General features: G+C 73.2%; 13 protein-coding genes. 8 read left to right on the top strand and 5 right to left on the bottom strand.

Annotated elements, in window-relative coordinates; translation table 11 throughout:
• Positions 1-22: 22 nt before the first annotated feature.
• The gene (gene fbaA, locus NJC10_RS08145; RefSeq protein WP_319075801.1) at positions 23-1108 is read right to left on the bottom strand and encodes a class II fructose-bisphosphate aldolase; all 1086 of its coding nucleotides are present in this window, start codon (positions 1106-1108) and stop codon (positions 23-25) included.
• A 157-nt stretch (positions 1109-1265) separates the two neighbouring features.
• On the opposite strand from fbaA, the gene NJC10_RS08140 reads away from it, so the two are divergent.
• Positions 1266-2162 carry an SMP-30/gluconolactonase/LRE family protein gene (locus tag NJC10_RS08140; RefSeq protein WP_319075800.1) on the top strand — a complete coding sequence of 299 codons (897 nt, stop codon included), beginning with the start codon at positions 1266-1268 and terminating at the stop codon, positions 2160-2162.
• A 78-nt stretch (positions 2163-2240) separates the two neighbouring features.
• Here NJC10_RS08140 and NJC10_RS08135 read toward each other — a convergent pair whose 3' ends face one another.
• A complete protein-coding gene (locus tag NJC10_RS08135) occupies positions 2241-2978 on the bottom strand; it encodes a TrmH family RNA methyltransferase (RefSeq protein WP_404466057.1) in 738 nt (245 codons plus the stop codon).
• Positions 2975-3340: a hypothetical protein gene (locus NJC10_RS08130; protein WP_319075797.1), complete on the bottom strand. Its 366-nt coding sequence runs from the start codon at positions 3338-3340 to the stop codon at positions 2975-2977. Before NJC10_RS08130 ends, NJC10_RS08135 begins: the two co-directional genes overlap by 4 nt.
• Before the next feature lie 49 nt (positions 3341-3389).
• Here NJC10_RS08130 and NJC10_RS08125 point away from each other — a divergent pair, with 49 nt between their 5' ends.
• The gene (locus NJC10_RS08125) at positions 3390-4430 is read left to right on the top strand and encodes a magnesium and cobalt transport protein CorA (RefSeq protein ID WP_248116406.1); all 1041 of its coding nucleotides are present in this window, start codon (positions 3390-3392) and stop codon (positions 4428-4430) included.
• Positions 4431-4514: 84 nt separating this feature from the next.
• On the opposite strand, the gene pyrE is transcribed toward NJC10_RS08125, so the two are convergent.
• On the bottom strand, positions 4515-5105 hold the full coding sequence (gene pyrE, locus NJC10_RS08120; RefSeq protein WP_319075796.1) for an orotate phosphoribosyltransferase: 591 nt from the start codon (positions 5103-5105) through the stop codon (positions 4515-4517).
• Between the two features lie 166 nt (positions 5106-5271).
• Here pyrE and NJC10_RS08115 point away from each other — a divergent pair, with 166 nt between their 5' ends.
• From NJC10_RS08115 to NJC10_RS08100, 4 genes are all read left to right on the top strand, one after another.
• Positions 5272-5715: a MarR family winged helix-turn-helix transcriptional regulator gene (locus NJC10_RS08115; protein WP_319075795.1), complete on the top strand. Its 444-nt coding sequence runs from the start codon at positions 5272-5274 to the stop codon at positions 5713-5715.
• A gap of 66 nt (positions 5716-5781) precedes the next feature.
• A complete protein-coding gene (gene nadE / locus NJC10_RS08110) occupies positions 5782-6663 on the top strand; it encodes an ammonia-dependent NAD(+) synthetase (protein WP_248117910.1) in 882 nt (293 codons plus the stop codon).
• A 21-nt stretch (positions 6664-6684) separates the two neighbouring features.
• Positions 6685-7512: an exodeoxyribonuclease III gene (locus tag NJC10_RS08105; protein ID WP_298986398.1), complete on the top strand. Its 828-nt coding sequence runs from the start codon at positions 6685-6687 to the stop codon at positions 7510-7512.
• 9 nt (positions 7513-7521) lie between these two features.
• On the top strand, positions 7522-8373 hold the full coding sequence (locus NJC10_RS08100) for a hypothetical protein (protein WP_319075794.1): 852 nt from the start codon (positions 7522-7524) through the stop codon (positions 8371-8373).
• Positions 8374-8489: 116 nt separating this feature from the next.
• On the opposite strand, the gene NJC10_RS08095 is transcribed toward NJC10_RS08100, so the two are convergent.
• Positions 8490-9068 (bottom strand): nitroreductase family protein, encoded by a 579-nt coding sequence (locus NJC10_RS08095; protein ID WP_319075792.1) that lies wholly within the window; start codon positions 9066-9068, stop codon positions 8490-8492.
• Between the two features lie 30 nt (positions 9069-9098).
• Between NJC10_RS08095 and NJC10_RS08090 the strand changes: the two genes are divergently transcribed.
• Positions 9099-10433 (top strand): MFS transporter, encoded by a 1335-nt coding sequence (locus NJC10_RS08090; RefSeq protein ID WP_319075790.1) that lies wholly within the window; start codon positions 9099-9101, stop codon positions 10431-10433.
• A gap of 40 nt (positions 10434-10473) precedes the next feature.
• Positions 10474-12300 carry a glycoside hydrolase family 13 protein gene (locus NJC10_RS08085; RefSeq protein ID WP_319075788.1) on the top strand — a complete coding sequence of 609 codons (1827 nt, stop codon included), beginning with the start codon at positions 10474-10476 and terminating at the stop codon, positions 12298-12300.
• Positions 12301-12379 lie beyond the last annotated feature (79 nt).

The raw sequence follows: 12379 nt of genomic DNA, 5'->3' as shown, positions 1-12379 counted from the left end.
GCATGCCGGTGGTAACCGTGAGCTACCAGCACAACCTCGACGGCGTGCGCCTCGACTGGTGCGGGCCCGAGCCCGCCGCCGTGGCCGACGAGTTCTCCTTCGACGAGGCCTCAGGCAAGTGCCTGCTCGCGCTGCTGCGCTCGGCCATGGCGGTCTCGGCCTTGGCGCCCCACACGCGGGGGTCGTACATCTTCTTGTCGCCCACCTCGCCGTCCACCTTGAGCACGCCGGCGTAGTTCTCGAGCATGTGGCCCACCACGGGGCGGGTGAACGCGTACTGGGTGTCCGTGTCCACGTTCATCTTCACCACGCCGAAGGAGACGGCGTCCGCGATCTCCTGCTCGGAGGAGCCGGAGCCGCCGTGGAACACGAGGTCGAACGGGCGCTGCTTCCCGAACTTCTCGCCCACCGCGGTCTGGATCTCCTCGAGGATCTCCGGGCGCAGCTTCACGCCGCCCGGCTTGTACACGCCGTGCACGTTGCCGAAGGTCAGCGCGGTGAGGTAGCGGCCGCCCTCCCCGGTGCCGAGGGCCTCCACCGTCGCGATGCCGTCCTCGATGGTGGTGTAGAGCTTGTCGTTGATCTCATGGGCCACGCCGTCCTCCTCGCCGCCCACGACGCCGATCTCGACCTCGAGGATCTGACGGTTGGCGCGGGTGCGGGCCAGGAGCTCCTTCGCGATGCGCAGGTTCTCCTCGAGGGTCTCGGCGGAGCCGTCCCACATGTGGGAGTTGAAGAGCGGGTCCCGGCCGGCCTTGACCTCGGCCTCGGAGGCGTCCAGGAGCGGGCGGACGAAGCCGTCCAGCTTGTCCTTGGGGCAGTGGTCCGTGTGCAGCGCGATGTTCACGCTGTACTTCTTGGCGACCTCGCGGGCGAACGCGGCCATGGCGAGCGAGCCGGTGACCATGTCCTTCACGGAGGAGCCGGAGAAGTAGGCGGCGCCGCCGGTGGAGACCTGGATGATGCCGTCCGACTCGGCCTCGGCGAAGCCGCGGATGGCGGCGTTGAGGGTCTGGGAGCTGGTGACGTTGATGGCCGGGTAGGCGAAGGGGCCGTTCTTGGCGGCGTCGATCATCTCGGCGTACTTGTCCGGGGAGGCGATGGGCATGCTTCTCAAGCTCCTCATGTCGCGGGGCGGCGGATCGTTCTGCTCGTCATCGTAACGGGGCGGGTGCAGGCGCGGTCAGGGCTGGACGACGATGCCCTGCGCCCCGGTAGCGTCGGCGGCGGACCACCCGTCACCCCGCCGCCACGAAGGAGCCGCCATGCGCGCCGAACAGGTCACCGATCCCCTCTGCTACCACGGCGAGGGCCCCGTGTGGGCCGAGAGCTGGGGCACCGCCTCCGAGGGCCGGGCCGCCGGCGGTGGGCTGCGCTGGGTGGACATGCTCGCGGGGGACGTGCTGTCCCTGCGCGCGGACGGCGGCGTGGAGCGCACCCACGTGGGCGACGTCGCCGCGGCCCTGCGCCCGCGCGTCGGGGGCGGCGCCGTGATCGGCGTGGAGCGGGGCTTCGCCCTCATGTCTCCGGACGGGGAGCTGACCACGCTGCCCGAGCTGTGGCCCGAGGCCGACGGGATCCGCATGAACGAGGGCGGCTGCGATCCGGACGGCCGCTTCCACTGCGGCACCATGGCCTACGCCAAGACCCCCGGTGCCGCGACCCTCTACCGACTCTCCCCCGGCCCCGAGGGCGGCGCGGGCGACGTGGACGCGGTGCTCACCGGCGCGACGACGTCGAACGGCCTGGAGTGGAGCCCGGACGGCTCGCTCGCCTACTACGACGACACGCCCACCCGGCAGGTGACCGTCTTCGACTACTCCCGCGAGGAGGGCCTGACGAACCGCCGCGTGCTCACGGACGTGCTGGACGGCGAGGGCAAGCCGGACGGTCTCACCGTGGACGCCGAGGGCGGGATCTGGGTGGCCGTGATCAGCCACGGGCAGATCCACCGCTACACGCCCGAGGGGAGGCTCGACGAGGTGGTGGAGGTGCCCGTGCAGAAGACCACGGCGTGCACCTTCGGCGGCGAGGACCTGGGCACCCTCTACATCACCACGTCGTGGGAGAACATGGAGCCGGGCGAGGACCCGCTGGCCGGTGCAGTGTTCGCGGTGCGCCCGGGCGTGAGCGGGCTGCCGGTCCGCCCCTTCGCCGGCTGACTCCACGCACCCCGCCGTCGTGCACGAGACGGGAGCCATTCGCCCCGCCGTCGTGCACGTGACGGGACGCGACCCCCATCACGACGACGGCGCCGGGCCCCCGTGCTGGCGGATCCAGCCGTGCATCGCGATGCCGGCGGCCACGCCCGCGTTGATCGAGCGGGTGGAGCCGTACTGGGCGATCGAGAGGACCGCCTCGCTCGCCGCCCGCACCTCCTCCGAGAGCCCGGGGCCCTCCTGGCCGAACACGAGCACGCACGATCGCGGGAAGTCGAACGTCTCGAGCGGCACGGACTCCGGGAAGAGGTCCACCCCGATCACGGGCAGCCCCTGACCCGCGGCCCACCCCGTGAACTCCTCCACGGACGCGTGGTGGTGCACGTGGAGGTACCGGTCCGTCACCATGGCCCCGCGCCGGTTCCAGCGGCGCCGGCCGATGACGTGCACGCCCGCGGCGTTGAACGCGTTCGCGGTGCGCACCACCGTGCCGATGTTCAGGTCGTGCTGCCAGTTCTCGATGGCCACGTGGAACGGATGCCGCCGGGCATCCAGCTCGGCCACGATCGCCTCGAGCCGCCAGTACCGGTAGCGGTCCAGGACGTTGCGGCGGTCGCCGCCGGCCAGCAGCTCCGGGTCGAGGCGCGCGTCGTCGGGCCACGGCCCCTCCCACGGGGGCACGCCCACGGCGCGCTCGGCATCCGGTCCCTCTCCGTCCCGGCCCCCGTCCCCGGGAACGGCGGAGGAGACCGGCGCACCCGAGGAGACGGGCGCGCCGGGGCGAGCGCCGCCGTCGTCATGCTGCCGGGGCGCGCTCAGCGGCGGCCGGCCTTGCGGTCCACGAGGGCCCACGAGCCGAGCGCGGACGCTCCGGCCACGGAGAGCACCGCGGGCCACGCGCCGATCCTCTTCGCGAGCGGGTGGGAGGCGCCGAAGCCGCCGAGGTACAGCGCGGAGAGGGCGCCGGCGACGCCGGGGCCGCCCTTAGCCAGCCAGGTGCGGCCCGCGTAGCCGCCGGCCGCGGCGAGCACCACGCCGCCGAGCGGTCGGATGCCGGTCTCGCGGGCGGTCAGGTAGCCGCCGACCAGCCCGAGGGCGGCGATCGGGGCGGTGGTGACGGCGTCGGCGGGGAGGAGGGTCTTGCCGTCGCGGACGACGGGACGGCTCTGCTGCTTGCTCATGGCTCCACCGTACGCCGCCGCGCCCCGCGCGCCGGGGCAGAATGTCCCGGTGACCACCATCGACAACGCCGTCTACGTGGACGGCAAGCGCGTCCACACGCCGACCAGCCTCGACGACACCTGGGAGTCCTGCGAGCGGGAGGGGGGCATGGCGTGGCTCGGGCTCTACCGGCCGAGCGAGGCCGAGCTGCAGGAGGTGGCGACCGAGCTGCACCTCCATGAGCTGGCGGTCGAGGACGCCGTCAACGGCGGCGAGCGGGCGAAGCTCGACCACTACGGGGACGGCTGGTTCATGGTCCTGCACCCCGCGCGCTACGACGACCAGAAGGAGCTCGTGGTCATCGGCGAGCTCTCGGTCTTCACCGGGGAGAACTTCGTGGTGACCGTCCGCCACTCGGACGAGCCCGACCTGGCGGGCATCCGCGCGGCCCTGGAGGAGCACCCGGACCGGCTGGCCCTCGGGCCCTGGCAGGTCTCCTTCGAGATCCTGGACCGCGTGGTGGACGACTACTTCCCGGTGATGGACGGCCTCGAGACGGACGTGGACCAGATCGAGGACCAGCTCTTCCGCCGGAACAGGGGCGTGTCACGGCGCATCTACAAGCTCTCGCGCCAGGTGATCCACGTGCAACGCGCCATCAAGGAGCTGCCCGCCATGGTGCAGCAGATGCAGCGGTCCGTGGAGAGCGCCACGGGCGCGAAGCTGGACGGCTCCCACGCCGCCCACGTGGACGACGACGCGGCCGTGGAGACCCTGCGCCGCCTGCGCGACGTGCACGACCACGTGGTCCACCTCAACGACAAGGCCGCGTCCCTGCGCACCGTCCTGGAGAACGCGCTCGCCCTGGACTCGACCCTCGCGAGCAAACGGCTGGCGGAGCAGTCGATCGCGCAGAACGAGCAGACGAAGAAGATCTCCTCGTGGGCGGCCATCATCTTCGCCCCGCAGCTCATCGGGTCCATCTACGGCATGAACTTCGACCACATGCCGGAGCTGCACTGGTTCTGGGGCTACCCCTTCGCCCTCGCGCTCATGCTGGCGGTGGCGGTCACGCTCTACGTGCTGTTCAAGCGCAACGACTGGCTCTGACCCCCCGTTTCGCTAGGGAAATCGTCGCCTCCAGGCCAACCTGCTGGGATGGAGGCGACGATTTCCCTCACGAAAGTGACGGGGTCAGTGGAGGCCGAGCTCGTCCTTGCCGAAGGCGTACAGGTAGGGGACCCTGGCTTCCTCGGCCACGCGCTCGGCGGCACCGGTGGCGCGGTCCACGATCACGGCCACGGCCTGCACGTCACCGCCGGCGCGGCGCACGCCCTCCACCGCGGTGAGCGCGGAGCCGCCGGTGGTGGAGGTGTCCTCCAGCACGACGACGCGGCGCCCGTCCACGCCCGGGCCCTCGACCTGGCGGCCCATGCCGTAGGACTTCTGCGCCTTGCGGACCACGAACGCGTCGAGCGCGCGGCCCTGGGCCCCGGCGGCGTGCATCATCGCGGTGGCCACGGGGTCGGCGCCCATGGTGAGGCCGCCCATCGTCTCGTACTCGATCCCGGCGTCCTCGAGCAGGCGCAGCATCACGCGGCCGATCAGCGGGGCCGCCTCGTGGTGCAGCGTGACGCGGCGCAGGTCCACGTAGTAGTCCGCCTCCTTGCCGGAGGAGAGCGTCACCCGGCCGTGCACCACGGCGAGCTCGGTGATGAGCTCCTTGAGTCGCTCGCGATCCTGCTCGGGGGTGGGGTCGGCGGTCTGGGTCTGCGCATCGGTCATGCGCCCAGCCTAATCGGGGCCGATCGCGCCCATCTCGGCCGACCGGCCCCGGCCGGGCACAGTTCTGCCAGGCAGCCCCCGTGGTTGCCTGGCAGAACTGTGCCCGGCCGCGGCAGGGGGCGCCGCCCCCTGCCGCTCCCGCGCCCCGCTGGCTACGCTCGGGGCCATGACGGACCAGGCGAACGACACGACCCACCAGCACCCCTCCGGCCTCCCCCTCTCCCACTGGCTCACGGTGACGGAGGCCCTGATCGCGGCCCAGGTGGCCCAGTCCCTCGAGGAGCACGGGCTCACCCGCGCGCAGTGGCAGGTCCTCAACGTCCTCTCCACCGCACCGCGGACCAGCGCCGAGCTCACGGGTGGGTTCGAGGAGGAGCAGCGCGCCGCCGTCGCCGGCCAGCTCGAGGAGCTCGTGGAGTCCGGATGGGTGGTGTACGAGGGCGAGCTGTACTCCCTCACCCAGACCGGCCGGTCCGCGGGCGACCGGGTGGCGGCCGCCGTGACCGCCCTGCGCGAGCGCGCGACGGAGGGCCTGCCCGCCGAGCACTACGACGTCACCCTGCGCACGCTGCGGCAGGTGGCCCGCAACCTCGGCCACCCGGAGGCCTGAGCCGAGGCCTCCCCGGGGACGCCAGGGCCGGGACGCACCCGGGGACGCCGCCGTAGGGTGTCCCGCATGCGTGAACTCCAGCAGCAGATCATCGACGAGATGGGCGTGAAGCCCGAGATCGACCCGGCCGCCGAGGTCGAGGCCCGCGTGCAGTTCCTCGTGGACTACCTCGAGGCCACCGGCGCGTCCGGCTACGTGCTGGGCATCTCCGGCGGCGTGGACTCCACGGCCGCCGGCCGACTGGCCCAGCTCGCGGTGGAGCGCCGCCGCGCGCAGCTGGGCGTCGCGGACGCCGTCGTGGAGGGCCGCGCGCAGCCCGCCCTCGGGGCCCCGACCCGCGAGGCGCCCCAGTTCACCGGCGTGCGCCTGCCCCACAAGGTGCAGCACGACGAGGCCGACGCCCAGGCCGCCCTGGACTTCGTGGACGCCGACCGCGAGGTGACGATCAACATCGGCGACGCCACCGACGGCCTCGCGGCGGCCTTCGCCGCGGGCGTCGGCGAGGAGATCTCCGACTTCGACAAGGGCAACGTGAAGGCCCGCCTGCGCATGACCGCGCAGTACGCCGTGGCCGGCGCGCACGGGCAGCTGGTGATCGGCACGGACCAGGGCGCGGAGTCCACCACGGGCTTCTTCACCAAGTTCGGCGACGGCGGTGCGGACATCCTGCCGCTGTTCGGCCTCGACAAGCGCCAGGTGCGGGCCCTCGCGAAGGAGATGGGCGCCCCCGAGCACCTGTGGGACAAGGTCCCCACCGCGGACCTGCTGGACGGCAAACCGGGCCAGACGGACGAGACCGAGCTGGGCACGAGCTACGAGCACATCGACGACTACCTCGAGGGACGGGAGATCCCCGAGGAGGTCGCCGAGCGGCTCGAGGGCATCTGGCTGCGCTCCCGCCACAAGCGGACGACGCCGGTGACCATCCACGACGACTGGTGGCGCTGACCCCTTCGTTAGGCTGGCCGGGTGAAGATCGCGACCTGGAACGTCAACTCCCTCCGTGCCCGCGCCGACCGCGTCGAGGCCTTCCTCGAGCGCCAGGACATCGACGTCCTGGCGATCCAGGAGACCAAGTGCAAGGACGAGAACTTCCCGTGGGAGCTCTTCGAGCGTGCCGGCTACGAGGTGGCCCACAACGGGATCTCGCAGTGGAACGGCGTGGCCATCGCCTCCCGCGTGGGCCTCACGGACGTGCAGCGCGGCTTCCCCGGCCAGCCGCACTTCGGCAAGGGGGGCAAGGACCCGGCCGAGGAGTCCCGCGCGATCGGCGCGACGGTGGGCACCGAGGCGCGCGACGGCGTCGCACCCGTCCGCCTGTGGAGCCTCTACGTGCCCAACGGGCGCGGCCTGCAGGACGAGCACATGCCCTACAAGCTGGAGTGGCTGCGGGTGCTGCGCGAGCACGCCGCCGAGCGCCTCGCCGCGGACCCCCAGACGCGCCTGGCCCTCACCGGCGACTGGAACATCGCCCCGCAGGACGAGGACGTGTGGGACATCGACCTGTTCGTGGATGAGGGCTACACGCACGTCTCCCCGCCCGAGCGCGCCGCGTTCCACGCGTTCGAGGAGGCCGGCCTCCAGGACGTGGTGCGTCCGCGCCACCCCGGCCCCGGGGTGTACACCTACTGGGACTACACGGGCCTGGCCTTCCCCAAGAAGAAGGGCATGCGCATCGACTTCCAGCTGTGCTCCCCCGCGCTCGCCGAGACGGTCACGGACGCCTTCATCGACCGTGAGGAGCGCAAGGGCAAGGGTGCCTCGGACCACGCGCCCGTCGTCGTCGAGCTGGGCTGAGCCGCCGGCATGCCGCACCGTGGCACCGCGCACCTGCGCGTCTTCCAGCCGCTCACCGCGTACCCGGACGCGGTGCAGGCGCGGCTGATCGCCGGGACGCACCGCTCCCGCGTCGAGGTCGAGGCCGAGGCGGACGAGCGGGCGCGGCAGCGCCTGGTGCGCCGCGCCGCGGACCCGTTCCCCGAGCCCGGCGAGGACGAGCTCGTGCGCGTGGTGACGGACTCCCACGGCTCCGCGTTCTACTGCCCGGACGAGCTCGGACTGCGCGCCGAGATGGCGGCCGCCCTGCTCGAGGGCGCCATGACGCCGTCCGCGTTCGAGGCCGCGATCCCGACGGCGGCCCGCGCCATGAACCGCGGCCGCGCGCTCGTGCAGCTCGAGGACGAGTGGGGGCTCTCCCCGGACCCGGACGAGCCGCACGGCGAGGGCGGCCACCACCGCGTGCAGACGCGCACCGCCACGTGGGGCGTGCCGCACGGCTGGCTCGCGGCGTTCGACCCGGAGGAGCCCGTGCAGCGGCTCGTGAACGGGGAGACGGTGGCCTGCCGGCGGGCGCGCGTGACGGTCGCCCGGGAGCGCTGCGCGCACGCGGCCGCGGTGCTCGCCCGGCACGCCCCGGAGTCCGAGCTCCTCGGCGAGCTGACGGTGATGGGCGAGTGGCTGGGCTCCTTCCACCCGGACTCCGTGCTCGAGCTGGACTACGGAGCGCTCACGTCGCACGTCTGGCCGGACGACTCCGTGTACGACCTCTGGACGCTGCTCGACGCGCTCGAGGAGGGCGACGCCGCGACCGGCGGCGTGGCCCAGGAGCGGCTCAACCGGCGTTGGGCGGCCGTCGGGATGCTGGCCCGGGCGAACTGAGCACTCAGGGCCCTGGAACGAGGTGTCATGAATTGTTGGTATCCGGGCCGGATACCAACAATTCGTGACACCTCGACGGCGTGAGGGGGGCGGGCGTGGGTGTCGCGGCGGGCAGCTCAGCCCCGCGGCATGCGGGAGAGGAACGGCGCGGGGTCCAGCGGCGGGCGGTGCGAGGAGGCGAGCTTCGCCGCGAAGGCCGGGTCGACGTCCCCCACGTACAGCCAGCCCAGGAGCAGCTCGCCCTCGCCCAGGCCGTGCGCCGCGCGCACCTCTCCGGCGTTCGTGTGCGGACCGGAGCGCCACATCACGCCCCACCCGGCCTGCCACAGCGCGAGCTCGAGCAGGTGCGCGGCGCCCGCGGCCGTGGCGTCCTGCTCCCACGGCGGCACCGCCGGGTGCTCCGTCCGGCTCGCGACGACGGCGATCAGCAGCTCCGCCCGGAACGGCTTGGGGTTCACCTCGCCCGTCGCGCGGGTGACGCCCGCGGCGGCGTCGAGGGCGTCGGCGAGCACGCGCCGGTCCTCCCCGCGCAGCAGGATCAGGCGCCAGGGCCGCAGCGCCTTGTGGTCCGCCACCGGGGTGACGGCGGCCAGCAGGCGGGCGACCTCCTCGTCGGACGGGGTCTGCGGGCCCACCTTGGAGACGGACCGGCGCGAGGCCATGGCCTGCAGGACGGGGTCGTCGAAGTGCTTCATCCGCCCATTGTGGCCGCTAGCGTGGACGCAGTGAGCACCACGGAGAGGATCTACTCGTGCCTGGTCACCCGCAGCCCCGAGGCCGAGGCGAGGCTCCCGGAGCAGGTCCGCCGCGACGTCCCGGCCAACGGCCTGCGCCTCGTGGGCGCGAACACCCTGCAGTCCTCGGGCGACCAGATCGTCAACGCCTCCACCGTCCTGCCGTGGCTGTTCGCGGCGCTCGGCGTCCCGCCCGCGCTCACAGGCCTGCTCAAGCCGATCCGCGAGTCCCTCTCCATGCTCCCGCAGGCGTTCCTCACCCCGCTCGTGCTGCGCGCGCGGCGACGCAAGCGCGTCTTCGCCCTCGGCGCGCTCGTGCAGGCGGGATCCGTCGCCGCAATGGCCGCCACCGCCGCACTCGGGACGGGTCTGGCGGCCGGCGTGCTGATCCTGGCGGCCCTGGCCGTCTTCTCCCTGGGGCGCTGCCTGTGCTCGATCTCCTCCAAGGACGTGCAGGGCCGCGTGGTGCCCCCGGGCGAGCGCGGGCAGATCACCGGGCTGGCGACGACGGCGTCCGGGCTGGCGGCGATCACCCTCGGGCTGGGCCTCCGCGGGCTCGGCGGAGGCTCCCTCGACGCCGGGGCCCTCGCGGGGCTCCTGACGGTCGGGGCGGCGCTGTGGGTCGCGGTCGCCGGGGTCTCCCTGACCCTGCGCGAGCCCGCCGGGGACCCCGAGGAGGGTGGCAAGGAGGCCGACGACGACGGGGATGACGGACCCCTCGCCCGCCGCTCCTGGGCCCTGCTGCGCGAGGACCGGGACTTCCGCCACTTCGTCACCGTGCGCTCCCTGCTGCTGGTCTCCTCGCTGAGCCCGCCGTTCATCGTGATGCTGGCCCTCGACGCCGGCACGGACGCGCTCGCCGGCCTCGGCGGCTTCGTGATCGCCTCGGGGGTGGCCTCGCTGGTCGGCGGCCGCCTCTTCGGCCGGTTCGCGGACCGCTCCAGCCGGCTGCTCATGGCGGTGACGGCGGCGATCGCGTCGGCGGTGATCGTCGTCGTCGTGGTGCTGGCGGCCCTGCCGGCGTTCCGGGGCGGGAGCGGGGCGGGCGGCGTGCTGCTGGTGAGCGCCTACTTCCTGCTCACGCTCGCGCACACGGGCGTGCGCGTCGGCCGCAAGACGTACCTCATGGACATGGCCTCCGGGGACACGCGCACCGTCTACACGGCGGTGTCCAACACCGCGATGGGCGTGATCCTGCTGGTGGTGGGCGCCATCAGCGCCGCCCTGGCCGCCGCGAGCGCGACGTGGGCGCTCCTCCTCCTCGCCGCGCTCGGGGCCGCGGGCGTCGTCGCGGGCCTGCGCCTGCCGGAGGTCTCGAGGGGCTGAGACCGACCCGCCGACCGCCGCCGGCTCTAGGCTGGAGCCCATGACCACGCCATCCCCCGCCACCCGCCTGACCACCCCGCCGTCGGAAGCCCGCAACCGCCCGACCACGCCGTGGTGGGTGGACGCCGTGATCTACCAGGTGTACCCGCGCAGCTTCGCGGACGGCAACGGCGACGGCATGGGCGACCTGCCCGGCGTCACCGCGCGCATGGACTACCTGCAGACCCTGGGCGTGGACGCGATCTGGCTCTCGCCCTTCTACCTCTCCCCGCAGCACGACGCCGGCTACGACGTGGCGGACTACCGCGCCGTCGACCCGCGGTTCGGCACGCTCGAGGACGCGGATGCGATGATCGACGCCGCCCACGCGGCGGGGATCCGCGTGATCGTGGACCTCGTGCCCAATCACACCTCCTCCGAGCACGCGTGGTTCCAGGCGGCGCTGGCGACCTTGCCCGGCTCCCCCGAGCGCGCCCGCTACCACTTCGCCGAGGGCCGCGGCGAGCACGGGGAGCTGCCGCCCAGCAACTGGCTCTCCACCTTCGGCGGCGGCGCGTGGTCCCGCGTGACCGAGGCGGACGGGACGCCGGGCCAGTGGTACCTGCACCTCTTCGACACCACGCAGCCGGACCTGAACTGGGAGAACCCGGAGGTCCGCGAGGAGTTCGAGGCCATCCTGCGGTTCTGGCTGGACCGCGGCGTGGACGGCTTCCGCGTGGACGTGGCGCACGGGCTCATCAAGAAGCCCGGCTACCCCGACTCCGAGCACACCCGCATGGGCATGGTGGTGGACGCCGGCGAGGACGACGACCCCACGTTCGACCCGGACACCTTCGAGCCCCTCATGCCGTTCATCGACCAGGACCGCGTGCACGAGGTGTACCGGCAGTGGCGCCGGGTGCTGGACTCCTACGACCACGAGCCCATGATGGTGGCCGAGGCCTGGGTGGCCCCGCTCTCCCGCACGTTCCGCTACGTGCGCCCGGGGGAGATGCACCAGGCCTTCAACTTCACCTACCTCGTGGCCGGCTGGGACGCGCAGTCCCTGTCCTCCGCGATCGAGCGCTCCTTCACGGCGGCCGAGCGGGTGGGGGCGCCCAACACGTGGGTGCTCTCCAACCACGACACCGTGCGGCACGCCTCCCGCTACGGCCTCACGGATCCGAGCTCCTACCCCGCCGGGATCACCGCCGACGACGAGCAGCCGGACGAGGAGCTGGGCCGCCGTCGCGCCCGAGCCGCCGCCCTGATCGAGCTGGGCCTGCCCGGCTCGGCGTACATCTACCAGGGCGACGAGCTCGGCCTGCCCGAGCACACCACGCTCGCGGCCGAGCACCGCCAGGACCCGTACTTCTTCCGCACGGACGGGGAGGAGCCCGGCCGGGATGGCTGCCGCATCCCGCTGCCCTGGGAGGCGGACGCCCCCGCGTACGGCTTCTCGGCCACCGCCGACGACGACGGCGCGTCCACCGCGCCCGTCTCCCCCTGGCTGCCCCAGCCGGAGTCCTTCCGGGCGCTGGCCGCGGACCGCCAGGTCGGCGTCGAGGGGTCCGTGTTCGAGCTGTACCGCCGGCTGCTGGAGATCCGCGGCGAGCTGGACCTGGGCACCGGCACGTTCGCGTGGTCCGAGCACCACGACCCGGAGCGCGGCGTGCTCGCGTTCACCGTGACCAACGGCGGGGGCCACCACCTCGGCTCGGGCGAGCCGATCCCGGCCCGGACCGTGCTCGTGATCGCCAACCTCGGCGCCGAGCCCCTGGACCTGCCCGCCGGCCACGCGAAGGCCCTGTCCTCCCTCGAGGACCCGGACGCACTCGCCGACGGCCGCCTGGCCCCCAACTCGGCGGCCTGGCTGCTGCAGGCCTGACCAGCGCAGATCCGAGGGTTGCCGGGGAGTGGCAGACATTTGCCACTCCACTGTGGAGTGAGTCACCATGGCATGTCAT

Origin of the sequence: Micrococcus sp. M4NT (assembly GCF_033790745.1) — a bacterium.
Classification (GTDB): Bacteria; Actinomycetota; Actinomycetes; order Actinomycetales; family Micrococcaceae; genus Micrococcus.
The sequence above is the reverse complement of the archived record's forward strand: the minus strand, read 5'-3'. Positions and strand labels throughout refer to the sequence as shown.

Excerpts from the sequence above, each read along its gene's own strand:
- NJC10_RS08115 (WP_319075795.1), top strand. The coding sequence starts at position 5,272 with ATGACGGACCAGGCGAACGACACGACCCACCAGCACCCCTCCGGCCTC.
- NJC10_RS08100 (WP_319075794.1), top strand. The coding sequence starts at position 7,522 with ATGCCGCACCGTGGCACCGCGCACCTGCGCGTCTTCCAGCCGCTCACC.
- NJC10_RS08085 (WP_319075788.1), top strand. The coding sequence starts at position 10,474 with ATGACCACGCCATCCCCCGCCACCCGCCTGACCACCCCGCCGTCGGAA.
- NJC10_RS08095 (WP_319075792.1), bottom strand. The coding sequence starts at position 9,068 with ATGAAGCACTTCGACGACCCCGTCCTGCAGGCCATGGCCTCGCGCCGG.
- nadE (WP_248117910.1), top strand. The coding sequence starts at position 5,782 with ATGCGTGAACTCCAGCAGCAGATCATCGACGAGATGGGCGTGAAGCCC.
- NJC10_RS08130 (WP_319075797.1), bottom strand. The coding sequence starts at position 3,340 with ATGAGCAAGCAGCAGAGCCGTCCCGTCGTCCGCGACGGCAAGACCCTC.
- NJC10_RS08140 (WP_319075800.1), top strand. The coding sequence starts at position 1,266 with ATGCGCGCCGAACAGGTCACCGATCCCCTCTGCTACCACGGCGAGGGC.
- fbaA (WP_319075801.1), bottom strand. The coding sequence starts at position 1,108 with ATGCCCATCGCCTCCCCGGACAAGTACGCCGAGATGATCGACGCCGCC.
- pyrE (WP_319075796.1), bottom strand. The coding sequence starts at position 5,105 with ATGACCGATGCGCAGACCCAGACCGCCGACCCCACCCCCGAGCAGGAT.